The following is a 26,892-nucleotide window of genomic DNA, read 5'->3' on the forward strand; positions in this document are numbered from 1 at the left end:
GGTATCGTCGACAAAATATGTTCGACAATACCCTCTCTTTTTTTATAGGATTTTTGCTATACTAAACTGTACTATAATACGTGGTGGAAGGAGGAGAATGATGAAAATACTTGTGGTTGATGATGAATCGAGTATTCGTAATTTGATTCGGATGCAGTTGGAGATGGAAGGTTATGAAGTATTGGCAGCGGCTGATGGGAGAGAAGCTTTAGAGAGATGGAATGAAGGGCCGGATGTATTGATTTTGGATGTTATGCTTCCGGATACGGATGGGTATGAGTTGCTTCGTTTGTTCCGTGAGAGGGATAGGGATATTCCGGTGCTTATGTTAACGGCAAAGAGTCAGATGAATGATAAGTTGCTTGGTTTGCAGCTTGGTGCTGATGATTATGTGACGAAGCCGTTTAATTATGCGGAGCTTATTCTTCGGATTAAGAATATGACGCGCCGTGTAAAGAAGGCGGAGGCGGCTGTAAGTCATGAAGTAATTGAGGCTGGAGAGATCGTGGTTTGTCCTAAGGAAAGAAAGGTACATGTGAGTGGACAAGAGATTCAGTTAACGTACCGAGAGTTTAATTTATGTCAGTTGTTTGTTTCAAATCCGCAGCGTGTGTTTATGAGGGATGAGTTACTTGAGAAAGTATGGGGATTTGAGTATATCGGAAATACGAGAGCCGTTGATATTATGGTGCAGAGACTTCGAAAGAAGCTCGGGACGAGCGGAGAATATATTAAGACAATTTATGGCGTTGGCTATAAACTGGATTGTTAAGTGGTGATGGTATGTCTTTAAAACGAAATATGGTGTTTGGAATAGTTGGGCTGTTAATTCCGATTTTTGTTCTTTTATATGCAGTTGTTTATATTACGTTAGAAAAGAATATGTATCATAACGCAGCAGATTCTTTAGAAAAGTTAAGTGTAGAAGCACAAATTTATACGATGAATTATTTAGAGAGGGAAGCAGAAGTGGATACGCTTGGTCCGAATTCACTTTTAATTGCGTCGTATTTAGCGAAGCGTATGGATGTCCGTGTGCAGATGATTGGGAAGAATGGCGATGTTGTTGCAGATACACAAAAAGGAGCATTGCTTCACCGTAACATCGACATTGAGAGTTCTTTGAAGGGAAAGAAGTCTTATGTTTTTGAAGAGGCGGATCCCGCTCCCATTCTTTTATTTTCAAGCCCAGTATATTATGGAAACGATGTCATCGGAAGCATTCGTTTTATAAATGAGTTAACGGGTGAGAAGGAAGTTTTAACAAATGTGAGTTGGACGTTCTTAATGACATCTCTTTGCCTAGTAGCTACCGGTATTTTCTTTGCGATTCGTTTGGCGAAGTCTCTTCATAAACCAATTGATCAGTTGAGACAAATGGCACAGAGGCTCGCGAATGGTGATTATAAGAGTAAGATTGAGTTAAATGAGTACGTAGAAATCGCTCAGCTTTCAGCATCTTTTAACGCGATGGCCGATGGAATTGAACTGCATATTAAGCAATTGCAGGAGGAGAAGGAGAAGCAGAAAGATTTCCTAGATCGCATTACGCATGAGTTAAAAACCCCGCTAACGGCAATTATCGGTTATGTTGATTTAATTCCGAAGTTACATTCGAAAGAAGATGTACAAGAAAGTCTTCGTTATGTGGCTGTGGAAAGTGAGCGTTTATTATCACTTGTAGAGGAATTGCTTAAGTCCTCGAAATATGGAACGAGTACGTTTGAAGTGTCTCCTACAGTTGTGAATATAAAGGAATTGGCAGAGGAAGCAGTTTCAATTGTGAAGCCTCGTCTAAATCAATTTGAAATTGAAGTGATAAATGAGTTAACAGATGTACATGTTGTTGCGGATTTTGATAAGACGAAGCAAATTTTCTTAAATGTGCTTGATAATGCAATTAAGTATAGTGATGCTTCGCACATTCGTATGAATGTAATTGTAAATGAGCATGAAGCGAAGGTTTTTGTTCATGATGATGGGATCGGTATAGATGAAGTGGTGCTTGCAGAGTGGAATGAGTCTCCGAAAGGAAAGGCACTTCCTTCTAGTTACGGGAATGGTTATGGTTTGTATATTTGTCAGGAGATTATGAGTAAGCAGGGCGGAGGCATGCGGATTGAGAGTAGTGAAGAAATAGGTACTACAATATTCATTACATTTTTGCTTCCGAGAAGGATGGAAGACATAAAAAACTTGAAAGCGGTTAAATGATACATTTATGAAACAATTATGCGGTATTTTCGAAACAACGTTTTTTTATCTTGGAGGTAGGCAGAAATGAAAAGGCTATCATTTCAAATTCTTATGTTTGTCATTTGTATGATTGTTTCTCTTGTTTTGTTTTATGTTATGGAGAAGCAAATCTATAATCGAATCAACATTGTAAATGATAAACAAGCCGTTTTACAAAGGGTGAATGAATCTCTTCCAATTGAAGTGAAAGTAAGACATGAAAAGTGGGGAGAAATTGTTGTAACGGATGAAGTTCGTTTGCATACGATTGTTTCATTCTTTGACCGAATTCGAATAGAGCCTGAGGGCGTTAAGAGCCAAGAACAAGTATTTACTGGAGAAGTAACGTACTTGAATGGACATAAGCGTACTTTTGCAGTAGGTGACTTGTTCCAGTATGGGGAAAATGTATACGGAAAGAATGGCATGGATCCGATGATTTCAGCACTTCAAACGTATTTATTAAGCCTGTATTACACGCCAGAGCGTATTAGTGATTTCTTTGCTTCAGCAAAGGATGTCGTAGTACGTCAAGGTGATGTGGTACGTACTATCAATCTTACGCACATACTTGATTCTATTCGATACGCAAAGCAAATTACAGATTACGGAGAAATTCAGAAGTTATTACAATCGCAGAATGAACCGATTGCTTATACTACAGCTTATAAAACAGGTAAGCGTGTAAAGAATGATCGTGAAGATATTCTTACGATTTCTGTGTATCCATCGTACTTTGTTGTGCAATATCTCGGTGATAATAACGGAAATGTCATGTATATGAAAAGCTCTCTAGCAGAGTTATTCGTAAAGGAGAATGCGTCATGAGAAAGATAGCCTTTTTCTTCTTTTTGCTAGTAATTGGAGGAGCGATGTCTAGTTGCTCTCGAGATACAACCTCTATTAAATATAGTAAAAATGGTCTCCCTATTTTGGATGATCGTCATATTGTTGCGTATGTGGCGGCTCGTGAGGAAGTTGGTGAAGCGTTACTTTCATCATTTTGTAAGCCGCGCGGATGTACGTATGAATTTATTCGTCTTTCAACAGAAGAACTTCTTCGTAGAGTGGAAGAAGAAGCCGGAAATCCGAAGGCGGATATTATTATTGGCGGTACAGTAGATGCGCATCAAATGATGAAGCAAAAAAACCTTTCTATTCCTGTGATAAGCCAACATGCAAATCGTATTTCAAAAACTGTTAAAGATAAAGATGGTTATTGGTACGGTTATGAAGTGGAGAAGCTGGCAATTGCGATTAATAAAGAGCGGTGGAACGAGGAAATAGCGCCGCTCGGTCTCTCGTATCCGTTAAGATGGAAAGATTTATTGAATCCAGTATATAAGGGAAAGATTGTCATGCCCGATCCAAATGTTTCAGGTACAGCATATACGTTTTTTCAATCACTGATTGATACGTTAGGTGAAGAGGAAGCGAAGGAATATGTGAAGAATCTGGCAGAACAAGTTGGAGAAGTAACAGTGAATGGTTACATTCCAGCAGAACTTGTTGCGAGCGGTGAATATATGATAGGCATCAACTTTATGGGAGATCAGAGAATGCTTCAAAAACAAGGCTTTCCGATTTTAAGTAACGAACCTGAGCAAACAGGGTTATCTGTTAATGCGATTTCGAAACTAAAACGTGCACCGAGTGGTATTATTGCGGATTTATTTATTGATTATTGTTTATCAGAAGAAGCGGGTCATATTTTAGAAAAAGTGTCGTTTGGCGTACCAACGATGTTTGCGAAGAATGAGAAAGAAATAGAAGGACAGCCGGTTAGAAGGACGAACCAAAATATATCAAATAGCGGAATAATCGAGATATGGAATAGACAGCGTCTCTCTCTGAAGTGAGAAAAGGAGACGAAAATATATGTTTAAATGGCTCAAGCCAGCACCTGCAATTGAAAGATTGCCAGCGGATATGATCGATCGTGTATATCGATTACTACGTATTCGTGTGTTAATCGGGATTTCAGTTGGATATGCTGCTTATTATTTAGTTCGTAGTAACTTTACGTTATCAAGTACGTATTTAGTACAAGAATATGGTTTTAGTACAGCTGAAATTGGTCTACTAGGCTCAGTAATGGCAATTGTTTATGGATTTAGTAAGTTCTTTATGGGTAATTTATCAGATAAAGCTTTCGCCCAGCGCTTTATCGCAGTCGGTTTATTCTTATCAGGGCTTGTAAATATTTGTTTCGGCTTTGCATCATCATTTGGGATGATTGTTACATTACTTGTTGTTAACGGTATTGTACAAGGTATGGGAGCACCACCTTGTAGTATTGTTATGACGAAATGGTTCTCGAAGAAAGAACGTGGTACGAAAACAGGCCTTTGGAATATTTCACATAACGTTGGTGGAATGCTTGTACCACCACTTGTCGGAATTGGTGTAGGTATTTTCGGTGAAAATCATTGGCAAGGCGGCGTGTTTATTTTCCCTGCGATTATCGCAATGGTAATTGCAGTACTTGTTTGGATCAATGCGAAGGATACACCAGAATCTGAAGGTCTTCCTCCAATTGATGAGTATCGTAATGACTATGAAAATCTTGAAAAAGCAGATAATGCTAACAAGATGTCACCAAAAGAAATTTTAATGAAGTATGTAGTGAAAAATAAATTTGTATGGTTCTTATGTATTGCGAATGCTTTTGTTTATTTAATTCGTTTCGGTGTTATTAACTGGGTTCCACTTTATTTAACGACAGTTAAAGGATTTTCAAAAGCAGAAGCGCATGCGGCATATGCAATCTTTGAAGGTATGGCAATTCCAAGTTCATTAATCGTTGGCTTTTTAAGTGATAAATTATTTAAAGGAAAACGTATGCCATTATGTATTATTAGTATGGTTGGAGTTGTTATTGGTACGTTTATATATTGGCAAGCAACTAGCGTACTTGTTGTAAGTATTGCAGTTTCTATTATCGGTTGTTTAATTTATGTACCACAGTTCTTAATCGGTTTAAGTGCGATGGAATTAGTACCGAAATTTGCAGTAGGTACGACAGTTGGTATGTGTGGTCTATTCGGTTATGTAGGCGGAAGTCTTGTAGCTAACGCAGCAATTGGTGTTATTGTTGATAGTTCTGGCTGGGATGGTTGTTTCATCTTACTATTAACAGGTGCGGTTTTATCAACAATCTTCTTATTTATTGTTCAACGTGGACATGAGAGAAAAGATCCTAAAGTAGCGTAATATTTTGTTTGAAAAAGCTATCCAATTATTATTTTGGATGGCTTTTTCTATATAATATAATCTTTCCTTAAATCTATCTTAAAAGATATAATGTCATATTTCTAATCATTGGAATTTTTGTTACAATATAAATGGATGTGTAAAACTTTGTAATAATATGTAATATATTTTCAGAAAGTTTTATACAATTTTTATATTAAACTATTAAGTTATAAAAAAGGAGCGGTAATATGTTACCAAATACGGTTCGTACTCCAAACAAGAAGAAGAAATGGATTATTATTGGGGTTATTGCACTAATTGTTATTGTAGCGGCAATTAATATTTTTGTTATGCAAGGTAAGAAGAAGGGCGCATCAACAAATGCTGATGCTGTAAGTTTTGAGAAAGTGACAGAGCGTAAGCTGAATAATACGAAGTTAATTTCTGGTCAGGTGAAGCCTGGTAATATTGAAAGCTTCTATGCAGATCCGGCCAAAGGGAAAGTGAAAGATATTGAGGTAAAAGAAGGGCAAGAGGTAGAGAAAGGCACGAAGTTATTCTCTTATGATAATGAAGAGATTAACCTTCAAATGAAGCAAGCTGAGCTTGATCAGAAGATGGCGGATATGCGTTATGATCAAGGAAAAAAGAAGATTAATTTGTTGAAGAAAGAAATTAAGAAGGCGAAAGATAGCGGAGCTGGGAAAGAAGTAACAGATCCGATGGACGAGCAAGTAAACGAGTTAGAGATAGGACAAAAAACAATTGACCTTGAGAAAGAAAAAGGAAAGTTGCAGAAAGAAGAGTTAAGTAAGAAGCAGAAAGAACTTACGATTTATAGCAATTTCGCTGGTGTTGTTCAAAAGTTAGATAAAGATGCGGCACAAAGTTCATCTCAAGCGTTAGGTGGTCAAGGAAAAGCGTTTTTACAAGTAGCTTCTAAAGATCCATTCCAAGTTCAAGGTACGTTAACTGAGCTTCAGAAGTCACAAATTCAAAAGGATCAAACATTCACTGTAACTGCGAAAGCAAATAATAAGAAGAAGTGGACAGGTAAAATTACAGAGGTAAGTGAGTTCCCAACAAGTGCAGAGATGGCGCAAGCTGGCGGCATGGGTGAAGCAACTCAAAATATGTCCCAATATACATATAAAGCTAGCCTTGATAGTCAAGATGGTTTATCTCCAGGTTATCACGTTTCATTGCAAGTAAACTTAGAGAATAAGAAGATGATTGCTGTCCCAAGTAAGAGCATTGTAGCAAAAGGCGATGATGCATTTGTTTATGTTGAGGAAAAAGGAAAGCTTCGTAAACAAAATGTGAAAAAAGGTTCTACTGATGGAGATTGGACAGAGGTTGTAGAAGGCGTAACAGTGGGGCAAAAGGTGGTTAAAAATCCTTCCGACGATGTGTATGACGGAATGGAAGTGAAAGAGAAATGATTACGTTAAATAATATTGCTAAAACGTATTATCAAGGAAAATTGGCGGTGCCGATTTTGCATGGTATTAGTTTAACAATTCAGAGCGGTGAGTTCGTTTCGATTATGGGACCGTCTGGTTCTGGTAAGTCGACGCTTATGAATATTATCGGTTGTTTAGATCGTCCAACAGAAGGCGAATATATGCTGAATGACGTGAATATCTTAACAGCAGACGAGTCAAAGCTTGCTTTAATTCGTAATGAATATATTGGCTTTGTATTCCAGCATTTTAATTTACTACCTCGTCTTTCCGCAGTGGAAAATGTTGAGCTTCCGCTCGTATATGGTGGCGTGAAGAAAGCGGAGCGTCGCAAGCGTGCTTTGGAGGCGTTAGGTAAAGTTGGATTGGCAGATCGCGTGCATCATTTACCAAATGAGTTATCAGGTGGACAGAAGCAGCGTGTAGCGATTGCAAGAGCGATTGCGAATAATCCAACGTTCATTATGGCCGATGAACCGACTGGTGCACTTGATACGAAGTCTGGTGAGCAAGTTATGAATATTTTCACGAAGCTTAATGCAGAAGGTACGACAATTGTTATGGTTACGCATGAAGAGGAAGTAGCAGCGTATTCTTCCCGCCGAATTGTACTGCGAGACGGGAAAGTTACAGAAGATAGAAGGTGTGCGGTATGAGTTTACTAGATAGTATAAAAATTGCCCTGTCTTCTATTTTAGCTCATAAACTGCGTTCAGCTCTTACGATGCTCGGTATTATTATTGGAGTAGGTTCGATTATTACTGTCGTTGCAATTGGGCAAGGCGGGGAAGCGATGCTGAAGTCGAAATTCGCGGGTTCTGGTGGTAATAACCTTATGCCAATTCAATTTAAAGCAGATATTAATGATGAATTTGCTATAGGTGGATTTGAGATACCGAAGTTAACGGAAGAGGATATTTTGGAAGTAAAACAAGTGAAAGATGTTTCACACGTTATTACAACAAATTCGACGACAGAGACACTTGATGTAAATGATAAAAAAGCAAGGCTGAATGTTATTGGTCTTGATAATGAATATTTTGCGGTTAATAAAGTAAAGGTCGTAAAGGGACGTACTTTAAACGAATCAGATATTTCTCATGCAAATAACGTTGTGATGATTAGTACAAAAACAGAGGAGACGTTATTTAAGGATGTAAACCCAGTTGGACAAATTATTGAGATGAAGGGACAGCCAATGCAAATTATTGGTGTGTATACATCTGATAATGAGTTTATGGGATTTGAAATGGAAGAAGCGTTAATCCCTCTTACATTATGGCCTGTTTTATACGGAACAGATGATATTCAAAATATCGCCATTCAAGCTAAAAATGTAGACAATTTAGAAGCAGCAGGGAAACGAGCTGTTGATGTATTAAATAGTCGTAAGCCAAGTGAAATCCCAGGTAAATATGAACTGGTGAATTTAAAAGAACTCCAAGAAAATGTTTCTAAAGTAACTAGCATCATGACGATGATTATCGGTGGTATCGCTGGTATTTCATTAGTCGTTGGTGGTATTGGTGTTATGAATATCATGCTTGTATCTGTAACGGAGCGTACGCGCGAAATTGGGATACGTAAAGCGCTTGGAGCAACGCGTAGTAAAATTTTATTACAGTTTTTAATTGAAGCCGTTATGTTAACACTTCTAGGTGGTTTGATCGGAATTGGCCTTGGGTATGGCGGAGCATATATCGTTTCTACATTCGCAAAATGGCCACCACTCGTTTCATGGGAAGTTGTCGTTGGAGGCGTACTGTTCTCGATGACACTCGGTATTATTTTCGGATTAATTCCAGCAAATAAAGCTGCGAAATTAGATCCAATTGAAGCATTACGTTATGAGTAATTAATAGTGTAGTAGAACTACACATTACCGTTCTAGTGGGCGGTTCGTAGCCTCTATATGAGGAAGTGAACCGCCCGTTAGAACGGGTTATATAAATAGAAGGAGGCGTTATAATGGAAGCTAATATTAATACGCAAGATGTAGGTGCGAAGAAGCCATCATTATTAGGAATGATTATTTCTCCAAGTGAGCAGTTTGAGAGAATGAAGACGAGTAATGCAGTTTGGGGTGCATTTTGGCTACTTGTTTTAATAGCTGGGCTTGTTGGGGGATTTGCTGCTTATGTATATTCTCTAACACCTGAAGCAATTAAGCTTAATAAGGAATTAGGTGTTACTGTTTCAGCTGCAATGACATATGGTATGGGATTTGGGATAATTGCTATTAGTATGGCATTTGTCTTTCTACTTAGTGCTGTGGTGTATAAAGTGTTAATGGTATTTATAAGCAATGATACTTCTTTTAAAAAGTTATTAGCGATTACTGTATATTCAAGTGTTATTTCATTACTAGGTTTATTAATAAATACGATTTTAGCATATATTTTAGGTGGATCAGGTCAAGAAATGTACACTGGCCTAGAGCCAATTTTTGCTTCAAGTAGTGGTGTTGTAAAAGGCATTGTAAGTAAATTTGAAGTGTTTACAATTTGGGGATATGCAGTTACATGGCTAGGTCTTCAAATTACAGCAGGTTTGACTAAAAAGCAGGCAACAATTATTACTATTGTTTTCTTTGTTTTAACTCTTGGAATCGGAGCTTTACAAGGTATGTTCCAATAAGGAAATAAGATAGAAAAGGTGGCTCTTCCAAGAGTCACCTTTTTTATTTTTACCCCTATATCAAATACCATCAACAAAATTTCAAATACTATCTAGTGTAATTTCAAATTCCGTCGGTAGTATTTGAAATGACTCACAGTGAAATCTTTTCTTTATTTTTATATTGTGAAGGTACCGCGGAATACTAGAAAGGTATACCTTTTAGAAACGGGTACTGTGTGAAGCCAGCGACTTTTAAAGAGGCAGTTGTTTTGTATGAAGGGATGATTGTAAATCAAATAAAGAAATTAGGTATTCGTAAAGATTATGAAGAGTATTATCAATGTGGTTTAATCGGTCTTTGGCATGCGTATGAAAGATTTGATGAAAAGAAGGGGTATTTCCCTGCATATGCAGTTGTAACGGTGCGAGGTTATATATTAGAGAGATTGAAGAAAGAGTTCGCAGTGCAGGAGAGATGTGTATGTGTAGGAGAGTATGAGGATATCTTTCATTTTGAGGATGTTGAAATAAGAGTGAAGGATTTTATGAGCGTGTTAGATGAGAAGGAGAAGTATATTATTTTTGAACGTTTTTTTGTAGGGAAGACGATGGGAGAAATCGCTTTAGAGACGGAAATGACATATTATCAAGTAAGATGGATGTATCGGCAAGCACTTGAGAAAATGCGAGATAGTGTAAAAGGATAAAAATAGAAAATAGAATGGAAGGTAAGGAAATACTACCTTCCATTCTATTTGTTATTAAGGTGATGAATCTTGCATGTTCATTTGGGATAATACATATCCAGCTTTCCATAATTGCTGGCTTAACTTATGGGGACTAATTTGTATCGTTACGGTAGCTCCGTTTGAAAAATGAATTTTAGCTCGTTTAGCTTTTTTGAAAAACTCTATTGTATGAACATGTTTGAAGAAAAGCCAAATACAATTTGGAGAAGCAGGAGATTCTGTTGGGAAAGCACAAATATATTCTCTATGATTGATTGGAATTGGAACGTTTTGTTTAAATTTAAATTTTGTTTTTACAGCATTACGTCTCCCTTGATAAGTAGAATGAATATTTGTTAGACAAGATTTCTGTATAAGTTGGAGAGCAGTTTGACAGGAGTAAAGATGGTTTCCGCTACTGTCAATAATTTTTGTACGGTAATAAGGGTGTTTACATGGTTCAAGCATCATTGTAGAACTAGAAATAAAAATGTTGTTTTCATTATCCATAATTCTATATCCTCCCTTATAATTTTCATTCCGAATATAATTATATATAAATTAAGTAAATTTACTGTTAATATTCTATTTCATATTGTAAATTTTGGCTATTCGTTTACAATCAATAGGTGATAGTCTTTCTAATTTGCATCGCTTGTACATATATATGAAAATAGAAAAGAGTAGGCGGTGATGTAGTATGAAGAAAAAGTATATTATTATGGCTTTAGTTGTCGTTCTCCTAGTATATTTAGCAAACAGTAATCCGAGTAAGGGCGAATATACAGAATGGGCAGCGAAGCAGTTTATGAAGCGTAATGATGTGAGTAAGAAGCTAGATGAAGTTCAAAAAGAGAATGAAGAGGGTCTCCTTGGCGACTTGGCATCGGCCGGTAAAAAGTTAGCGAAAAAGTATGTTGAGCCACAAGTTGGGTTATTAATTGATCATTATACGAAGCGAAATGATTATATATTCTTCTCAACATATACGACTGAGTTTGATATAGGTGAAGAACATTATAAGTACGTATGCGTCGGTTTCTCAAAGATTTTTATTCCGATTGAAATGCCGAAGAAAAAAGACGAATCTGCAAAATGATGCAGATTCGTCTTTTTCATTTTATAGAGTAATTGGAACTTCAGATACATTTTTTTCTACAAGGCGAGCTCCCTTTTTTCGTGTATTTTCATCAATGGATGAAAATACAGATGAGGCGAGGATTGTATCCATTACTTGATTTACGACTTGTGCATCGATTGGTGTGATGGGCGTATCGATAGAAAAAACGACTGTTTTTCCATCTTCTTTTGCGAAAATCAACTCTAGTACTTGCATGTGTTATTCCCTCCTTTGTATTTATCAAGCTATTTATGGGATTCGGGTCTGCCGGTTAAATTGCGGTCTAATAATCAGCGGGGATGAATAAAATCCCCACTGATCCGAGTTTTACTTTATAGTTTAGAAAGATCTGATGTGCTTACAAGTTGTACAGCGTGAAGTGGTGATGCTTGTAAGGAAGCTAGAGCATGAGCTACGTTGTGTACTTGATCTAAGCTCGCATTTGTTTTAACACGTTTAAATTGTTTGCTCTTGAAAACTGTTTTGCCGTTCTTATCTAATCCGTTGTTTAAGACAAGACGTAAAGTTAAATCCATTACGATTGTTTCAATTGCCATGTGTATCACCTCCTTTCACTTTATAAATAGGGTACAAATGTCATGTTTTGGCGTGAAATTTTTTCTTTTTTTTGGTACCCTTAAAAGATTAAGAGAGGAGAATTCTGGATAATGAATCGTAAATGGTTATTTTGGATTCCTGTATTACTATGGATGGGGCTGATTTTCTATTCTTCGGCACAACCATATAAAAAGCAGGATATGCGTTCAGATATTGAACAATATGTAAATGTTGAATTTGTGAAAGAGCATTTTTCATGGGTATCTATCGATTATGGTGGAGGAACCCCTGTTAGTATTGCGAATAAAGGTGTAGGCGGATTTATTGAGTTTTTCCTTCGTAAAGGTGCTCATTTTATGGTGTTCTTTATGCTAGGTTCATTGATTTATTACGCTTTTCATCGATCAGGTCATTCGAGGAAAAGATGTTTTATATATGCCCTTCTTTTCGTTGCGGGTTATGCAACATTTGATGAAATTCACCAATGGTATACGGGAGACCGCACACCAATGTGGCAAGATTCATTGCTTGATACGTGCGGCGGATTAACGGGAATTATAATAAGTAATTGGTTTTGGAATAGAAAAAAGCGCTAATCTCATTTGAGATTAGCGCCTTTTTTTGCGAGTAGTAAAACTCCACTTAACTGGCTTGATTCAAGTTTCACTTTATACACCAAGTAATTCTTTTAGTTCGTCTGTTGATAGTTCAGTCATCCAGCTATCGCTTGTGATGACCGCATTGTTTAGAGATTGTTTTCTTTCTAGCATTTCATCAATTTTTTCTTCTAATGTTCCTGTTGTAATAAGTTTGTGAACATGAACAAATCGTTTTTGACCAATGCGATATGCGCGGTCTGTTGCTTGATTTTCCACAGCTGGATTCCACCAACGATCGTAGTGAATAACATGGTTGGCAGCGGTTAAGTTTAATCCTGTTCCGCCAGCTTTTAAGGATAAGATGAAAATGTCATACGTTCCGTTTTGGAACTCCTCAATCATCTTGTCGCGATCTTTTTTCGGCACACTACCGTTTAAGAAGAGGACACGCTGGCCGAATTTTTCTTCTAGCACACGTTTTAGCATGTTCCCCATGCCGATATATTGAGTGAAGATGAGGCAACTTTCATTTTGATCTTTTATATTTTCGATGAGCTCCATTAACGTTTTTGTTTTCATAGAGCGTTCAACGACATTTTGTGGCTCTTCTTCTTTTAAATAAAGAGCTGGATGATTACAAATTTGTTTTAGCTTGTTCAGCATAAGTAATATAAAGCCGCGTCTTTCAATTCCACTTAATCCTTCGACATTTTGCAGTGTATCTTGAACAAGTTGTTCATATAAGGAAGCTTGTTCACCAGTAAGAGGACAGTAAGCTTTTTGTTCTTGTTTATCTGGTAAATTTAATGCGACTGTTTGATCTTTCTTCGTTCGGCGCAGTAAAAATGGTGAGATAAACCGTTGAACTTGCTGGATTTTTCCTTCATCACGATCTTTTTCAATCGGTGTGACGAAGCGACGTTGGAATTGCCCTAAGCTTCCGAGATATCCATGATTAATAAAGTCGAAAATGGACCAAAGTTCAGCAAGGCGATTTTCCATCGGCGTACCAGTTAAAGCGATTTTGTGATTTGCTTGTAAGTTTCGTACTGCTTTCGACTGTTTCGTATGTGGGTTCTTAATATTTTGTGCTTCATCCAAAATAACAGCATCCCAGCATAATGAAGTTAGTTCTTCCTCATCGAGTTGAGCCAATGCATAAGATGTTAATACAACATCTGCTGATTGAAGGAAATCTTCAAAAGAATTGCCCTTATCTCTATTACTTCCGTAATGTAATTGAACACGTAAATTCGGTGCGAAACGCTCAAATTCTTTTTGCCAATTTCCAAGAACAGATGTCGGCGCTACGATTAATGCAGGGCCTGTTTTGAGATTATTTTCTTTTATATATAGTAAGTAAGAGATTGTTTGAATACTTTTCCCGAGTCCCATATCGTCAGCTAGCAATGCTCCAAATCCAAGCTTTCGTAAATATAATAGCCATTCAATGCCGTGTTGTTGATACGGACGAAGTGTTGCGTTTAGTGAAGTAGGGACATCTACTTTTGGAATATCTCCAATATGAAGTAGCTTTTGGAATAGTTCCTCATAATATCCATCTAGTTCGATTTCAATATCAGTAAACGGACTATCATCTTCTACAATTTCTGTTTCAGCCGTATTTGATAAATGTTGTTGCAAAACATCTTTCATCTCTAGTCCGTATTTATCGGCACGGTTCATGAGTTTCCTTACTTCTTCGATAAAGGCTGGATCTAGTCGCATCCATTGACCGTTTATATTAAATAGACGTTTGTTTTGTTCAACGAGTTCAAAAAACTCGCTTTCTGATAAATCAATGCCGTTCGTCGAAATTCGCCAGTCAAAATTAACGAGCGTATTCATACCGAAGAACGATTGTGTTTGTACTGTATTTTGCTTCAGCTGGACACGTAATTTCGGTTTTGTTGCTTTTAAATTTTGCCACCATGATGGTAGTAAAATTGTAATGCCGGCTGCAAGTAATTCATTGCTTGCTTCTGTTAAGAAGTTCCACGCTTCGCTTTCAAAGAGCTCATTTCGGAACGTATCTCCTTCTTTTAACCACGGTATGAGCTTACTAAAACCTTCTTGTGTTTCTGTAATACGTTCTTCGTAATCGTGCCATCTTTTCGGTAAGGAATCGATGTTTTCGTATACATATATGCGATGCGCCCCGCGCTTTGGTGTCACGATTGTTTCAAGCTTCCACATTTCAAATTCTTCTTGTGGTTCTTGCAGTCTTAGTCCGATTGTAAACGGAAGATCATCTTCAATATAACCAATTTTTCGAAGCCAATCTTCTTCATGTAGTGCTGTTTCCAATTGTCTTTTCGTAAAGTCGTAATGTTCATATAGTCTTTTAGCATCTTCCCAGCCGTCATTTGAGCGATTATCTTGTAATATGCTTTCATTAACTGCTGCTGAGAAAAGAGATGCTAATGTGTCATCTTCAATTGGCGTATTTTGAACTTTCCAAGATGGTTGCTTAGGCCAGTGCTCCATATCTGGTACGAAGCTACCACTCGTAAAGGCATCCCATAATTCATTTGCATCTTTTGTAAGTGCTGTAATAGGGCCGTTCAGTTGAATATGTGCAAAGGAATTCATCGGTTTGTTTGCAATGTATTCAAAGGCTTGTGCATTTGTTAGTAGCACACCTTGTTTTCCTTCGAAGGTTGCTTCTTTTAGAAACGTACCGTAGAAAGAAGTGGAGTGCCATGTGAATGCATTTCGTTTCCAACTTGTTACGGATAATGGAGTACCGCTGTCATCTTCTCCCCAAAGGAACCAACCTTGACTAACATGCTGGAGCCTAATTGTTACTTCAGTTTGATTGATCATCGATTAATTTTCCTTTCCGTAATTCCTCTTGTAGTGCACGCAGACGTGAATGGAGATTGGCGATGTGAATAATGAAAGCATCCCATTCATCGGTGCGTTTTAATCGTTTATATAATGTACGTAATTTCTTTAAGTAACGAACTGCGCGTCTATATGATTTACGATTTCGTTCTTCAATTGCTTCTACAGCAGCAAGATGATAAAGAGGAAGTGCTGCTTCTGGCGCTTCTTTTTCAATATCTTTCAGTGGTTCTTTTAACAGTTCAATTGCTTCAAACCCATATAAGAGATGGAGCTCTGCCCATGTACGATACTGTTTTTTCGCGAGTACGTACTGTTCATAGTTTGTGAAACTATACGGTAATAGTTCCTGCAAGATCATTTCAAAACCAGCTTGTTCATTTGTATGTGTTGCGTATGTTTCATACATGATTACAAATAGCCGAACGATATCTTTTATAAAAATCGTATTTTCGTGATCTTGGATCGTTTTCTTTACTTGTTTATACGTAAAGGAAAGCCAGTTTTTTGCACGATCCCACTGCATGGCACTTAATAGTTCTTCTAACCAATAGAAGTATAGACTCACAACAGAAGCAGGTTGTTTCTTTAGTAAGTCCATCGCTAGTAGATCTTCTTCATTTAAAAAGAGAAGGTGAGAAGACGCTAACGCTTTAGATAGTGGATTAATTTTCGTATCGATTCGTTTTTCTTCCTCTTGTATTTTCTCTTTATTGTTTAAAAGTTCACTCCATATGTGGCGATAAATGAAAAATCGCTCTTGCGTATAAGCGTCGGTAGAGAAGAATACTTCATGAACGAGACGAGCTGTTTCTTGCAAAATTATTTCAGACTCTGAAGGAATCGCTTCTGATTGTAAGTCCCGAACGATGGATTCCACTTTGTCTACAAATAGGCGAACGACATTAACAGGTTGGTGATAAGAATATGTTTTGTTTGCTTCGAATGCCTGGATTTCTTCTAATAATTTTTGAAAGCAGTAAAGTGCTGCATGTAACCTGAATAATTCATGTATGGCGATTACGCGCGGAGCTTTGCGCTCAAGTTTCGTATAGAAATCTGTAAAGATACTCATAAGAAAATACATTTGTTTATAAGTAAGGCGAGCTTGTTCTTTTTTAAATGATTCATATTCTTTTTCAAAATACGATTCCCAACTTTTATAATCCGTTTCTTCAAAAGCTGATGATTGCAATACTTGTCTTGCAGTTCGAATAGGAGGAAGGGAAGGTTTCGTATTATTTTTAAATAAAGTTAATACATCTCCTACTTGCCCGAAACTAGACGCTGCAGATAGTAATACAGCGAGCATATGCTCACATTGTGTTGGTGCGAAGCAATCACAATAACTTTCAGCTACATTACGAATCGGAATATGAACGCTATATACGTTGCCTTCCGCATCTACAGTTCCTGATAGTGTATAACCATCAAAGTCAACGTTATAGACAACACCACTACGATATAGGTGCCGAGCTGTAGCGACATGTTCCTGATCAGCTGTTTGCTGTGGATCTAGTCCTTGAACGAACTCATTCGCAATCATCATAATTTCATCTTTCGTAATTGAGTGTTGCAGCATAATATTCCTCCGTACACATATTTCTTTCCTTTACCATTATAAACAAAAAATGCTCAAAACAGAAAAAATGAAATTTGGATTACATAACTTGAAAATCATGGTAATATATAAAATGTTAATTTCATATATGAATATATATGTATAGGAGGAGAAATGATTTGTCAGATTTACAGACGAAGTTAGGTAGTGGAATGAATAAGTTACAAGAAGGAATAGAACAAGGGAAAATGAAGTTGCAAGTTGCACAAGAAATTGCTCAATTGAAAAAGGGAATGCAAGTGCAAATGCAGAAAAAAGCAGAGGTTCTATTAGAGGTTGGACAGCAAGTGTATGTTCAATTAAGAGGAAGTGGAGTAAATGAAGCGAGCTTAAAAGAAATGATTGCTCCAGTTCAAGAATTTGATGTAGCTATTTATCAAGCAAGAAAGCGCATTGTTGAATTGCAAAAACAACAAGGTGAAAAAGCTACATGTGAATGTGGTGGACCTTTATCAATAAATGATAAGTTTTGTGGTTCGTGTGGAAAGCCTAACCCGATGTTAACAGTAGAAAATGAAGGTGAAACGGTAAATTGTATTTCATGTAATGAGCATATCGATAAAAACTCTACTTACTGTCCAGTTTGTGGAATTAAGCAAAGTGGGGAGTGAATTAAATGTATTGTCGCACATGTGGAAAACAACATGGTGAAGAAGTAAATTATTGCCCAAATGAAGGTAGTATGGAGATTGCAGGAGCTATAGATGCAGTAACATTAGAAAAAGATACTGCAAAATACTGCAGAGGTTGTGGCAGTGAAAATGCTCAAAAAAATTTATATTGTCAAAAGTGTGGGTATTCTTTATCTGTTGTGAAGAAAAAAGAACAAACTGTAAAATTGCCTACAATGGATGGTGCTCCTAAAGTTGAATTTAAAGCAGATAAAGCCGTTTTACAAAAAGGTTTTATTGGTGGGGCTGTTGCAAGTATTCTCATGTTAATTGCTGGTTGGATTGGTAGTTTATTATTTGCCTCTATGTTAAGTGAGATGTTTAGCAAATTTGCGAAAGAATTAGAAATGTTGCCAAGTTTTTATTCGAGTGCAACTTCTACGATGTTAAGTTACCATTTACTTGGTTTTACAGCTAACGATGATAGTGGATTGATATTTTCTTTATCTTGGCATACTCCATTTACATTATTATTAATCATTCCATTTATTATTTTCGCTGGTACAGGAATTTGGTTAGGGAAACAGCATGTTGCGAAAACGATTAAAGATCAAATCTTTATGGCAGCAACAGTTGGTATTATTTATGGAGTCTTTTTATTCATTATAAGTTTTATAGCATCACAATCTTTTGCAATCCCATTCTCAGAAGCAGGTAAGATTACGGTTGGCTATTCAGCGATGAAGAGTTTATTGAGTGGTTTTGTATGTGGGACATTATTTACCTTATTAGGATTTATTGCTCATACAAGCAAAAACAATATGGCAGCAGCATTTCAAGAGTTAATGCCATATGGAGCGTCTGTTTATTACGGTGTTTCGGCTATGATAAAAGGACTTTTAGTAACAGCAGTAGCGGTTTGTATTATGGCGTTAGTAAGTAAGGAAGACGGTATTGAACCATTAAAAGAAATAACAACTTTAAAATCTGAAAGTACATTATTAGCATTAGAGTTAACACCTCAATTATGGAGTATGGCTCATTTTGCGCCGTTAGAAGTATCAAGTCCAGCACTTAGTAAGGAATTTACTAGAATTGGTAAGAAATCAAATGCATATGAGAGCACACTATCGTTTTCATTTATATCAGGCGTCTCTGTAAATGGCGTAGAGCTTAGAGAGATATTGATTTCAAAAGGAGCAAATGAGGGAAGCCTTGCAGAATTTGATAAAGTGAATAACGTATTCCATTACGGTTTATTACTGCTTATTATTCCATTGTTCTTTATGTTTAGAGCGGGAAGAAAGTTAGCTAAATTACCGACTGCCAATATATATATTACATTAGCGGTATGCAGTGGTTCTTACACAATTATGATGATTGTAATGAATATGATTTCTAAGTTCCAAATTAATGTTTCAGGAACTGTAACAAGTTTATTTGGAACAAGCGGAACAGTACTATCTATGCAAAATTCATTTACATATTTAATTTTGTTTAGTTTTATTGTGACATATGTAGCAGCATTTGCTGGAATGAAATTAGCTAAAAAATAGGAGGAGAGCACGTTGAAGTTTTGTGGAACATGTAAAAAGAACGTTGCAGACCATTTGAACTTTTGTCCTGAGTGTGGGAGTAAAGTAGAAGTAATCGTTGATAACACTGCTGCTTCATATACAGAATTACAAAGTGAGACAAAATCAGTGAAAAGTAAGAGAAATTTATTTTTAATCATTGGTTTTGCCATTATTGCTGCATTATTATTTGGGGCGTATAAATTTGGAGCATATAAGTTTTCAAAAGAAAAGCAAGTAAATGTAATGATTGAAGCATTCCAAAAGAAAGATATTAATGCAATTGATGAGTTTGTAAAAGCAAATGATTCAAGCTTAAAGATTAAGACAGAGGATCTTAAAGCGTACATGCGTTATTTAAAAGAGAATCCTTCTTACAACAAACAATTACTGTCTTATTTACAGAAAGAGACAGTAGATCAAAAGTTAACAAAAGATAAATCTTCATTTAAGGACGGGGAAATAGTAGAAGAGGGAAAAGAGTGGTTCTTATATCCAAAGTATAAGTTCAGCATGAAATCTTATTATATGAGCGTTAGTACAACTGCAAAAAATGCAGAAATATATGTGAATGACAAAAAAGAAGCAGAGCTTTCTAGTGATAAAACTTCGAAAGAGTTGGGGCCATACTTCCCAGGTACATATGTTGTAAAGGCAACGGCGAAGACAGAACTTACTGAATTAGAAACAGAGAAAGAAGTAGATTTAGCGGATGAACAGAGCGAGAAGGTGAAAGTGGATTTATCGCTTGAAGGCAAGTATGTAAGCATTTCTTCTGATGAAAGTGATGCAACTGTATTTGTGAATGGGAAAAAACGTGGAAAATTAAATTATGGAAGTTATAAGCTTGGCCCTGTATCCACAGATGAAACAGTAGAAGTACATTTAGAGAAAACTACTGATCTTGGTGTGATGAAATCTGAAAGTGTTAAAATTGGAGACCAAAGCACATATTACTTAAAATTCCCGAAAGAAACATCAAGTTCAGCAGTGGGCGAATTTGTAAGAAATCATATTTATGATAACGTACGTGCAATTTCATTAAATGATTTTAGTTTAATTGAAAATAATTATGATAAGAGCGGGAAATCGTATAAGGAAGACCGTGATTATATACAGTATTTACACAAAAAAGGAATTACAGAAGACTTATTAACGATGGAAGTTCGTAATGTAGAGCGTCAAAGTGCTACGAAATATAAAGTAACGACATATGAAGAGTACCATATTCGTTACGGTGATGGATCTGTGAAGTTCAAAAGTTTTAATAACGAACATATTATAACTGTGAATGGAAATGGAAAGATGTTGTATCATTCTCTTGGTGCAAATAATACGTTGAAATCAGAAGATGTATCTGGTCCAACTCGTTAATATGAGAGAAGCTGTTCAATATTTGAACAGCTTCTTTTTTGTAGCTAAATCGATATTTCGTGTCGAACCGTTGATATATCGTAAGTTATGATAGATATAATCGAAAAATCGTTGATATATTTTTTTACAATTATGAGTGTGTTTCCTTTAATATTTCTTGTACATATGGATCATGTAATATCTGCTCTATAATTGGTAACATGTTTTGTTCAAATGGAATGTCGATAGGAAATGGCTTTTGAGAGCCTGGTTTTATTCCATATTGCACAATTTTGTAATGTGTATTGTTTTCAGAATTGAGCACAATTAACTTATAGCGGTTATCATCGCCAGTGAGTGAGAAATCAATAGACGTAGCGTTATATGTTACTTCATCTTTATATATGTACGGTTTTGGCGTACCAATCCAGTCTACTTTTGCTTGTACATTCATGGGCATAGCCTCCTTATATGTATTATAAATAAATAAAAGCCAGCTCTCAATAAAGAGAACCGGCTTGTAATTTAGCAGTCATTGGTTATTTTAAAATTTTCACTTTAACAGTTTTGCGTCCCCATTTTTGAGCAGCGCTATCTGATCCAAGTAAGATATCGATACGGTTACCTTTAATTGCACCACCAGTATCTCCAGCGATAGCTTCTCCGTAACCTTCTACCCATACTTTAGATCCTAATGGGATTACTTTCGGGTCAACAGCGATCATTTTCATGTTTGGATTCGCAGTTAAATCATGACCCATTGCAGTTAATACACGGCCGCCATATGTGCCACCGTTTTCGCTCGGGTGAGCTGTATATGCTGTAGCTACAACTGTTAACTCACGACCACCAGAAGGTGTGTTAGTTTCAGCAGCTTTTACAGCAGGCTTAGCAGCTGGTTTTGCTTGTGCTACAGGTGCTTGAGCCTTAGCTGGTGCTTCAGCTTTAGCAGGAGCAGTTGTTTCTTGTTTCTCAATTACAGGTGCTGTACCTGTTAAGAAAGGAACATGAACATAAGCTGTTTTCCCGTTATATTCAAATTGTAACCACTCATTTTGTACTTGGTTCGTTGTTTCGATTACATCGTCTTTCTTCAACTTTCCAAGAACCTCTGAGTTTGTGTTCGCTTCAGCACGTACGTTTAATACGTTAGCTGTTACGTAGTAGATGCTTTTTGTGAACTCTGCACTTACGAATGCGTCTTTACCGTTTAAAGTAACTTTTGACCATCCGTTCTCTGTATTTTGTACATCTATTTTATTACCGTTTAGTAATTTACCGACAACTTTTGATTCCGTAGTAGGGTTTTCGCGTACGTTTAGTACATCTGTTGTTACAACAGTTTCTGCATTAGCAGATGATGTGAAAATCCCAAGACCAAAAACTGCTGCTGTTGCTATACCAATTAATTTTTTCATGATAGCCTCCATTGCGTTTGTTTTCGTGTCCTCATTATAGCAACAGATTTTTTCGGATTTGGGGAAAACACACAATTACAAACCATTCGTAATAAGTCGTTAACATCCTGTAATATAACAAAAAATATAGGAAAGCGTTTTTCATTCTATATGACTCATAGGTTTCTAGTTATATTCAAAATATTTAATACAACATGTTTTTTTCGACGTAAATAAAAATATTACAGGAATGTTACATGATATTTACTAAACGATTACATTCCTTGAGTATTTTACCGTTTTATGGGTAATATAGTTATATAAACATAAACATTTTGTTTGTGAAGCTATAAACACGTGCTATATACTAGCAAAAAAACCGCATAATTGTTACAAAACGAAAGGGTTGTAAGGAAGAACTTTGCCCTTTTTTACATATGTAACACATCCTTTTTTAGGAAAATACATTCCTATCCGCGTTTTTCTCACACAATTTGACAGCAGTATTTCTAACTTGTAGCTCTTACAGAGTGAAAAGGTTATACGAAAGGTAAGGCTGTCCATAAGAATTCGAATTGGTGAAGGTGAAAGTAAGAAAATCACCGCAAAATTATAGTTTTCTATCCGATTTTACATATCGGAATTTATGTTATTTACAAAAGCGAAACCTACGAAGGGGGATTTGATGAGGAAACTGACAAAAACATTCATCGTTTCATTAACATTATGTATTGCATTTACAATTTGGGGGATTATTCCCGAATCTATTATTGGAAAAGGTAGCTTAGGAAATGTAACAACCGCAATTCAAACTGCATTAGTTAGTAAGTTCGGGTGGTTTTATATTATTTCCGTGTCTATTATTTTAGGTGTGTCTATCTTTTTAATTGTTTCGAAATACGGTTCTATTCGTTTAGGTAAAGATGATGATGAACCTGATTATAGTTATATGACATGGTTTGCTATGCTATTTAGTGCTGGTATGGGTATCGGCTTAGTTTTCTGGGGCGTTGCTGAACCATTAAACCATTTATACGCACCTCCGTTTGGAGAAGGTGCAACTGAGGAAAGTGCGCGTCTTGCACTGCGTTTTTCATTTTTCCATTGGGGATTACATCCTTGGGGACTATATGCGTTTGTAGCGTTATGTATTGCTTACTTTACCTTTAGAAAAGGAAAAGCAAGTACGATTAGTGCGACAGTAGGTCCGTTATTTAAGGGCGGGGAACACGGGCGTATTGCTCATTCATTTGATGTGTTAGCTGTTTTTGCAACTGTGTTTGGTGTTGCAACGTCATTAGGTCTCGGTGCAAAACAAATTGCGGGTGGTGTTAGTTATTTAACATCTATCCCGAACTCATTAACGACACAGTTAGTTATTATTGCAATCGTAACGGTTCTTTTCATGTTATCTGCGCAAACAGGTCTTGATAAAGGAATTAAATATTTAAGTAATACGAATATTATTTTTGCATTTGCACTTATGATCATTGTATTATTTGCAGGTCCAACAAACTTTATTATGAATTACTTCACTTCAACAATCGGTTCTTATATTCAGGAATTGCCAAGTATGAGTTTCCGTTTAAGTCCATTAGACGAAGGTGGGAATCAATGGATTCAGTCATGGACAATTTTCTATTGGGCATGGTGGATTGCGTGGTCACCGTTCGTAGGTACGTTTATTGCTCGTGTTTCACGAGGTCGTACGATTCGTGAGTTTGTTATCGGTGTGTTACTTGTGCCGACCGTAATTGGTGCACTTTGGTTCTCTGTGTTCGGCGGTACTGGTATTCATATGGAGCTGTTTGGTGATGCACATATCTTCGACAAAGTGAAAGAAATGGGAACAGAAGTAGGATTATTCGCTATGTTCGATCAGATGGGCAGCTTTGGATCAGCTTTATCAGTTTTAGGTATTTTACTTATTGCAACATTCTTTATTACATCTGCAGACTCTGCAACATTCGTTTTAGGGATGTTAACGACACATGGTAGTTTAAACCCACCAAATCGTATTAAAATGATTTGGGGTATCGTTCTAGCCGCGATAGCTTCTACGCTATTATATATTGGCGGATTAGAAGCCTTACAAACGGCAGCTATCATTGCAGCATTCCCGTTCGTCTTTGTTATTTTCTTTATGATGGCAGCATTATTTAAAGAGTTACAAAAAGAAGGACGTATGAAGCGTCATTAATAATAGAAGGAAAAGAGCTGATTTCATATCAGCTCTTTTTTATTTCTCTATTTGCCTGTAAAAGTACGATTGGTGATGGCTAATGAAAGTTTCACTTTATATAGAAGGAATTTGAAATGCGGGTAGGGGAAATAAAATACTTTACCATATAAGTAGTATGCCTTTTATACGAAGAAAAAACGATAGGTTTCGACAATATTCGATCCCTTGCGAATTCTATTCATATTTTTGACAAAAAATTGTCGGAAATGTGTTGTCACGTTTATATATATGTGCTATATTATTTCCTGTAAGCGATTTCAAATAGTTTTAAAGCGCATTCAAGGGGGACATCTAGAATAATGAAACGTTACGAAAGAAAGTGGAAGCATATTTGTTTGAAACGTGTGGCACATCGTAGTGTCCAAGAAAGCACGGAACCTAAGACTGAAACGCGCAAAGAACAGCAAGAGAAGCAATTGGTTCTACAAAAATAGCAATCACTTTTTCGTATATAAATGAAGGTCGATCGTTCGTTGGGGGATGGACGTGAAATTACTTTCAGCTAAGGGGTATTGTCTGATATATAATTTATACGGCAATAAATAAGCACAGAGCATACGGCGCTCTGTGCTTATTTTTATTATTTATCTTTTTTGAATCGAACTGTTTTATCCCAGCCAATGACTTGTTTCTTGCTCTTTGCACGTAAGTATAAGATTAAGCTACGAATAAATAAGTACGTAAAGAGCTGTGCGTACGTAAAGTACATAATAACGCTAATAAAAATATTAGTCGGTGTAAAGGTTCGTTCGACACTCTGGGCACTAAATAATTGAGAAACATATGTAATATATGCGACATACCACATAAATAGTAGCGGAATGCTATATTGAATTTGGAATATCCCGAGTAGCCCAATTACAAACCAAACGTTCGAAATGATTAGGAATAGCCAAAATACAACATACACTAGAACTTGTTGTAAGGAATGAACAAGCAGCTTTCCTTTAAAGAAACTTAATGATGAGAACATTTTTTCTAAAATATATAAATTTCCTTGGAGCCAACGTGTACGTTGTTTAATAAGAATTTTTAAATGCTCTGGTTCTTGTTCCCAAGTAACTGATTCTGGGACGATTGGTAAGAGATAACCTTTTTGTGTAATTCGTAATGTTAATTCAGCATCTTCTGCAATTGCGTAAGGGTCATAGCCACCAAGCTCTTCTAGTGCGGAGCGACGAAGAAGCATGTTTGTTCCTGTCAGCGAGCCTGTTTGGAATAGTAACCAGCGTCCAGATTGCATAAGGAGCTGGAAGATTTGGAATTCTAGCGAAATCATTCGCGTCAACCAGTTTCTGTTTTCGTTTACTGTACGAACGTGTCCAACAGCTCCAACAGCATCTTCAGTTGTTTCAGCGTGCTCTACAAGCATTCGCAGTGCGTGTGGTTCAGGTTGGTTATCTGCATCGTAAACACAGAAGTACTCACCATCTGAAATACTAAGCCCATAGTTTAGTACACGTGATTTACCCTTCGGTTCACCGGGAGGAACACGAATATGGCAAATATGAGCATAAGCTTTGTCGAAATCATCTCCGATTTCAGGTGTTTCATCTTGAGAGTTATCATTTAATAAATAAATAGTTAGCTTTCCTGGATATTCAATCTTTGCCATCGCCTCTAAAGTATCTTTAATAACGATGCCTTCATTATGGGCAGGTATGAAAATATCGACGCTCGGATAATGTTCTAGCGTACGATCTTTTCGTTTACTATTTCGGTGAATTAAGCCCGCGATTGTTAAGAAAGAGTAGTAAACGAGTAAGCCAGAGAATAGAAAGGCCGTAAAAATAAGTACATATTTAATTGAAAATGTGATACTAATCCAAAAAACGAGTACGCAAAACAGAAGGAATAAAAGAAGTATAACGAGAGTCATCATAACAGTGTCTGTCCTTTGTTTCCAATTTGCTCGCGTGAAATTTTTATATCTTTGATTGCTTCAGCAGCAAGCCATTGCTCCATTTTTGGTTTTAGGCGATTCATTACAATGTCAGCACCAGCTTCATTTGTGTTTTGTAATAAAATAACTAGCGTATTATTATCATATTCAGCAGCAAGGTCAAAATCATTCCTTACCGTTTCAACTAATAAAGAAGCTACACGGTCCATAACACTTTCCTTTGTATATTTACTAAAGGAAGTGAAATCAAAGTAAACAATAATGCCTGTTTCATTACGACGATTCATTGCAGTCGTTAATAACGCTTGGCGTCTCTCGAATTCTTGTCTTGTTAGTAATGTGGATTCTCCAATATATTGTTCCAATGTTCTCACACGCTCAGTTAAAGCTTTATTTTCATGAATCACTTTTTTCAATAGGTGAGTTGTTATATATACAATGAAGAAGTTAGCTGCCATCAGGAAGTGGGTAATCATATATTGCCATTGATCTGATGTACTCCATAAGTGAAGCCATGCTTGATAGAACAAATAAAATACGGAAATAATGGTTCCTAGTATGAAGAAAACAAATGCTGTTTTGTCAGCTAAAAATAAGAATAGTACATTTACGATTACGTATATTATTGTAAAAATGAGAGCATGCTCATATTTCGTCACATATACAGTAGTAAAATAAAATACAATTTGTAAAATCCACATAGAGAGGATTTTATAGAACTTATCTTTCACAAAACTTTCCTCCTTAAAGCTATTTCATCAATAGATACTTGTAGTATGCGCAATTATTAAGAAATTGACCATGTCGTTACATTCTTTTGAAGGGCA

At 36.5% G+C, this 26,892-nt stretch carries 25 protein-coding genes; 16 read left to right on the forward strand and 9 right to left on the reverse strand.

Translation table 11 applies throughout. The features are described 5' to 3' along the window. The first annotated feature begins 100 nt into the window (after window positions 1-100). The 10 genes from HMAS_RS21825 to HMAS_RS21870 all read left to right on the forward strand — a co-directional run bounded on the left by HMAS_RS21825 (window position 101) and on the right by HMAS_RS21870 (window position 10,219). A complete protein-coding gene (locus HMAS_RS21825) occupies window positions 101-772 on the forward strand; it encodes a response regulator transcription factor (protein WP_098293298.1) in 672 nt (223 codons plus the stop codon). 11 nt (window positions 773-783) lie between these two features. Beyond that, window positions 784-2,214 (forward strand): HAMP domain-containing sensor histidine kinase, encoded by a 1,431-nt coding sequence (locus HMAS_RS21830; protein ID WP_116345023.1) that lies wholly within the window; start codon window positions 784-786, stop codon window positions 2,212-2,214. Between the two features lie 66 nt (window positions 2,215-2,280). Continuing rightward, entirely contained in the window at window positions 2,281-3,063 is a 783-nt protein-coding gene (locus HMAS_RS21835) for a DUF3919 family protein (RefSeq protein ID WP_116345024.1), read from the forward strand. After that, the gene (locus HMAS_RS21840; RefSeq protein ID WP_001225641.1) at window positions 3,060-4,094 is read left to right on the forward strand and encodes an ABC transporter substrate-binding protein; all 1,035 of its coding nucleotides are present in this window, start codon (window positions 3,060-3,062) and stop codon (window positions 4,092-4,094) included. The genes HMAS_RS21835 and HMAS_RS21840 overlap by 4 nt, the downstream gene beginning before the upstream one ends. Window positions 4,095-4,113: 19 nt before the next feature. Next, the gene (locus HMAS_RS21845) at window positions 4,114-5,448 is read left to right on the forward strand and encodes an MFS transporter (RefSeq protein WP_000477602.1); all 1,335 of its coding nucleotides are present in this window, start codon (window positions 4,114-4,116) and stop codon (window positions 5,446-5,448) included. A 230-nt stretch (window positions 5,449-5,678) separates the two neighbouring features. Further along, on the forward strand, window positions 5,679-6,872 hold the full coding sequence (locus tag HMAS_RS21850; RefSeq protein WP_116345025.1) for an efflux RND transporter periplasmic adaptor subunit: 1,194 nt from the start codon (window positions 5,679-5,681) through the stop codon (window positions 6,870-6,872). Further along, window positions 6,869-7,549, forward strand: a complete 681-nt coding sequence (locus tag HMAS_RS21855; protein ID WP_000631626.1) for an ABC transporter ATP-binding protein — start codon at window positions 6,869-6,871, stop codon at window positions 7,547-7,549. Before HMAS_RS21850 ends, HMAS_RS21855 begins: the two co-directional genes overlap by 4 nt. Beyond that, complete coding sequence (locus HMAS_RS21860; RefSeq protein ID WP_061113496.1) at window positions 7,546-8,748, forward strand: ABC transporter permease; 1,203 nt, start codon at window positions 7,546-7,548, stop codon at window positions 8,746-8,748. Before HMAS_RS21855 ends, HMAS_RS21860 begins: the two co-directional genes overlap by 4 nt. A 113-nt stretch (window positions 8,749-8,861) precedes the next feature. Continuing rightward, window positions 8,862-9,530 (forward strand): Yip1 family protein, encoded by a 669-nt coding sequence (locus tag HMAS_RS21865; protein WP_061113495.1) that lies wholly within the window; start codon window positions 8,862-8,864, stop codon window positions 9,528-9,530. A 218-nt stretch (window positions 9,531-9,748) separates the two neighbouring features. Next, window positions 9,749-10,219: a sigma-70 family RNA polymerase sigma factor gene (locus tag HMAS_RS21870; protein WP_002025078.1), complete on the forward strand. Its 471-nt coding sequence runs from the start codon at window positions 9,749-9,751 to the stop codon at window positions 10,217-10,219. A gap of 54 nt (window positions 10,220-10,273) precedes the next feature. Here HMAS_RS21870 and HMAS_RS21875 read toward each other — a convergent pair whose 3' ends face one another. Continuing rightward, entirely contained in the window at window positions 10,274-10,750 is a 477-nt protein-coding gene (locus HMAS_RS21875; RefSeq protein ID WP_000368312.1) for a competence protein ComK, read from the reverse strand. A 190-nt stretch (window positions 10,751-10,940) separates the two neighbouring features. Here HMAS_RS21875 and HMAS_RS21880 point away from each other — a divergent pair, with 190 nt between their 5' ends. After that, a complete protein-coding gene (locus HMAS_RS21880) occupies window positions 10,941-11,339 on the forward strand; it encodes a DUF4359 domain-containing protein (protein ID WP_000731405.1) in 399 nt (132 codons plus the stop codon). A gap of 21 nt (window positions 11,340-11,360) precedes the next feature. On the opposite strand, the gene HMAS_RS21885 is transcribed toward HMAS_RS21880, so the two are convergent. Together HMAS_RS21885 and HMAS_RS21890 are read right to left on the reverse strand one after the other, a co-directional pair. Next, complete coding sequence (locus tag HMAS_RS21885; protein WP_001197593.1) at window positions 11,361-11,576, reverse strand: DUF2922 domain-containing protein; 216 nt, start codon at window positions 11,574-11,576, stop codon at window positions 11,361-11,363. Between the two features lie 116 nt (window positions 11,577-11,692). Continuing rightward, the gene (locus HMAS_RS21890) at window positions 11,693-11,917 is read right to left on the reverse strand and encodes a DUF1659 domain-containing protein (RefSeq protein WP_000963861.1); all 225 of its coding nucleotides are present in this window, start codon (window positions 11,915-11,917) and stop codon (window positions 11,693-11,695) included. Window positions 11,918-12,028: 111 nt separating this feature from the next. On the opposite strand from HMAS_RS21890, the gene HMAS_RS21895 reads away from it, so the two are divergent. Further along, window positions 12,029-12,514 (forward strand): VanZ family protein, encoded by a 486-nt coding sequence (locus HMAS_RS21895; RefSeq protein ID WP_001080707.1) that lies wholly within the window; start codon window positions 12,029-12,031, stop codon window positions 12,512-12,514. A 72-nt stretch (window positions 12,515-12,586) separates the two neighbouring features. On the opposite strand, the gene HMAS_RS21900 is transcribed toward HMAS_RS21895, so the two are convergent. Together HMAS_RS21900 and HMAS_RS21905 are read right to left on the reverse strand one after the other, a co-directional pair. After that, window positions 12,587-15,343: a DEAD/DEAH box helicase gene (locus tag HMAS_RS21900; RefSeq protein WP_000610115.1), complete on the reverse strand. Its 2,757-nt coding sequence runs from the start codon at window positions 15,341-15,343 to the stop codon at window positions 12,587-12,589. Next, window positions 15,327-16,946: an SWIM zinc finger family protein gene (locus HMAS_RS21905; RefSeq protein ID WP_000939139.1), complete on the reverse strand. Its 1,620-nt coding sequence runs from the start codon at window positions 16,944-16,946 to the stop codon at window positions 15,327-15,329. The genes HMAS_RS21900 and HMAS_RS21905 overlap by 17 nt, the downstream gene beginning before the upstream one ends. A gap of 158 nt (window positions 16,947-17,104) precedes the next feature. Here HMAS_RS21905 and HMAS_RS21910 point away from each other — a divergent pair, with 158 nt between their 5' ends. Genes HMAS_RS21910 through HMAS_RS21920 form a run of 3 tightly spaced genes read left to right on the forward strand, consistent with a single transcriptional unit; the run spans window position 17,105 to window position 20,544 of the window. Continuing rightward, window positions 17,105-17,596: a zinc ribbon domain-containing protein gene (locus HMAS_RS21910; protein WP_001281754.1), complete on the forward strand. Its 492-nt coding sequence runs from the start codon at window positions 17,105-17,107 to the stop codon at window positions 17,594-17,596. A gap of 5 nt (window positions 17,597-17,601) precedes the next feature. Then, complete coding sequence (locus tag HMAS_RS21915) at window positions 17,602-19,152, forward strand: zinc ribbon domain-containing protein (RefSeq protein WP_000271649.1); 1,551 nt, start codon at window positions 17,602-17,604, stop codon at window positions 19,150-19,152. A 12-nt stretch (window positions 19,153-19,164) separates the two neighbouring features. Further along, a complete protein-coding gene (locus tag HMAS_RS21920; RefSeq protein WP_116345026.1) occupies window positions 19,165-20,544 on the forward strand; it encodes a zinc ribbon domain-containing protein in 1,380 nt (459 codons plus the stop codon). Between the two features lie 130 nt (window positions 20,545-20,674). Here HMAS_RS21920 and HMAS_RS21925 read toward each other — a convergent pair whose 3' ends face one another. Continuing rightward, a complete protein-coding gene (locus HMAS_RS21925; RefSeq protein WP_116345027.1) occupies window positions 20,675-20,977 on the reverse strand; it encodes a DUF3910 family protein in 303 nt (100 codons plus the stop codon). A gap of 85 nt (window positions 20,978-21,062) precedes the next feature. Further along, window positions 21,063-21,941, reverse strand: coding sequence for a cell wall-binding protein EntA (locus HMAS_RS21930; protein ID WP_000733352.1), 879 nt, complete (start codon window positions 21,939-21,941; stop codon window positions 21,063-21,065). 664 nt (window positions 21,942-22,605) lie between these two features. Here HMAS_RS21930 and opuD point away from each other — a divergent pair. Continuing rightward, window positions 22,606-24,120, forward strand: coding sequence for a glycine betaine transporter OpuD (opuD, locus tag HMAS_RS21940; protein WP_001230115.1), 1,515 nt, complete (start codon window positions 22,606-22,608; stop codon window positions 24,118-24,120). 622 nt (window positions 24,121-24,742) lie between these two features. On the opposite strand, the gene HMAS_RS21945 is transcribed toward opuD, so the two are convergent. Further along, window positions 24,743-26,044 (reverse strand): glycosyltransferase family 2 protein, encoded by a 1,302-nt coding sequence (locus HMAS_RS21945; RefSeq protein WP_000988747.1) that lies wholly within the window; start codon window positions 26,042-26,044, stop codon window positions 24,743-24,745. Next, entirely contained in the window at window positions 26,041-26,796 is a 756-nt protein-coding gene (locus HMAS_RS21950) for a diguanylate cyclase (protein WP_116345028.1), read from the reverse strand. Before HMAS_RS21950 ends, HMAS_RS21945 begins: the two co-directional genes overlap by 4 nt. Window positions 26,797-26,892 lie beyond the last annotated feature (96 nt).

Origin of the sequence: Bacillus sp. HMA207 (assembly GCF_003402455.1) — a bacterium.
GTDB classification, from domain to species: Bacteria; Bacillota; Bacilli; order Bacillales; family Bacillaceae_G; genus Bacillus_A; species Bacillus_A cereus.

What these genes read in the sequence shown, in the direction of transcription:
- HMAS_RS21825 (WP_098293298.1), top strand. Translation starts at nt 101, where the DNA reads ATGAAAATACTTGTGGTTGATGATGAATCGAGTATTCGTAATTTGATT.
- HMAS_RS21830 (WP_116345023.1), top strand. Translation starts at nt 784, where the DNA reads ATGTCTTTAAAACGAAATATGGTGTTTGGAATAGTTGGGCTGTTAATT.
- HMAS_RS21835 (WP_116345024.1), top strand. Translation starts at nt 2,281, where the DNA reads ATGAAAAGGCTATCATTTCAAATTCTTATGTTTGTCATTTGTATGATT.
- HMAS_RS21840 (WP_001225641.1), top strand. Translation starts at nt 3,060, where the DNA reads ATGAGAAAGATAGCCTTTTTCTTCTTTTTGCTAGTAATTGGAGGAGCG.
- HMAS_RS21845 (WP_000477602.1), top strand. Translation starts at nt 4,114, where the DNA reads ATGTTTAAATGGCTCAAGCCAGCACCTGCAATTGAAAGATTGCCAGCG.
- HMAS_RS21850 (WP_116345025.1), top strand. Translation starts at nt 5,679, where the DNA reads ATGTTACCAAATACGGTTCGTACTCCAAACAAGAAGAAGAAATGGATT.
- HMAS_RS21855 (WP_000631626.1), top strand. Translation starts at nt 6,869, where the DNA reads ATGATTACGTTAAATAATATTGCTAAAACGTATTATCAAGGAAAATTG.
- HMAS_RS21860 (WP_061113496.1), top strand. Translation starts at nt 7,546, where the DNA reads ATGAGTTTACTAGATAGTATAAAAATTGCCCTGTCTTCTATTTTAGCT.
- HMAS_RS21865 (WP_061113495.1), top strand. Translation starts at nt 8,862, where the DNA reads ATGGAAGCTAATATTAATACGCAAGATGTAGGTGCGAAGAAGCCATCA.
- HMAS_RS21875 (WP_000368312.1), bottom strand. Translation starts at nt 10,750, where the DNA reads ATGGATAATGAAAACAACATTTTTATTTCTAGTTCTACAATGATGCTT.
- HMAS_RS21880 (WP_000731405.1), top strand. Translation starts at nt 10,941, where the DNA reads ATGAAGAAAAAGTATATTATTATGGCTTTAGTTGTCGTTCTCCTAGTA.
- HMAS_RS21885 (WP_001197593.1), bottom strand. Translation starts at nt 11,576, where the DNA reads ATGCAAGTACTAGAGTTGATTTTCGCAAAAGAAGATGGAAAAACAGTC.
- HMAS_RS21890 (WP_000963861.1), bottom strand. Translation starts at nt 11,917, where the DNA reads ATGGCAATTGAAACAATCGTAATGGATTTAACTTTACGTCTTGTCTTA.
- HMAS_RS21895 (WP_001080707.1), top strand. Translation starts at nt 12,029, where the DNA reads ATGAATCGTAAATGGTTATTTTGGATTCCTGTATTACTATGGATGGGG.
- HMAS_RS21900 (WP_000610115.1), bottom strand. Translation starts at nt 15,343, where the DNA reads ATGATCAATCAAACTGAAGTAACAATTAGGCTCCAGCATGTTAGTCAA.
- HMAS_RS21905 (WP_000939139.1), bottom strand. Translation starts at nt 16,946, where the DNA reads ATGCTGCAACACTCAATTACGAAAGATGAAATTATGATGATTGCGAAT.
- HMAS_RS21915 (WP_000271649.1), top strand. Translation starts at nt 17,602, where the DNA reads ATGTATTGTCGCACATGTGGAAAACAACATGGTGAAGAAGTAAATTAT.
- HMAS_RS21925 (WP_116345027.1), bottom strand. Translation starts at nt 20,977, where the DNA reads ATGAATGTACAAGCAAAAGTAGACTGGATTGGTACGCCAAAACCGTAC.
- HMAS_RS21930 (WP_000733352.1), bottom strand. Translation starts at nt 21,941, where the DNA reads ATGAAAAAATTAATTGGTATAGCAACAGCAGCAGTTTTTGGTCTTGGG.
- opuD (WP_001230115.1), top strand. Translation starts at nt 22,606, where the DNA reads ATGAGGAAACTGACAAAAACATTCATCGTTTCATTAACATTATGTATT.
- HMAS_RS21945 (WP_000988747.1), bottom strand. Translation starts at nt 26,044, where the DNA reads ATGATGACTCTCGTTATACTTCTTTTATTCCTTCTGTTTTGCGTACTC.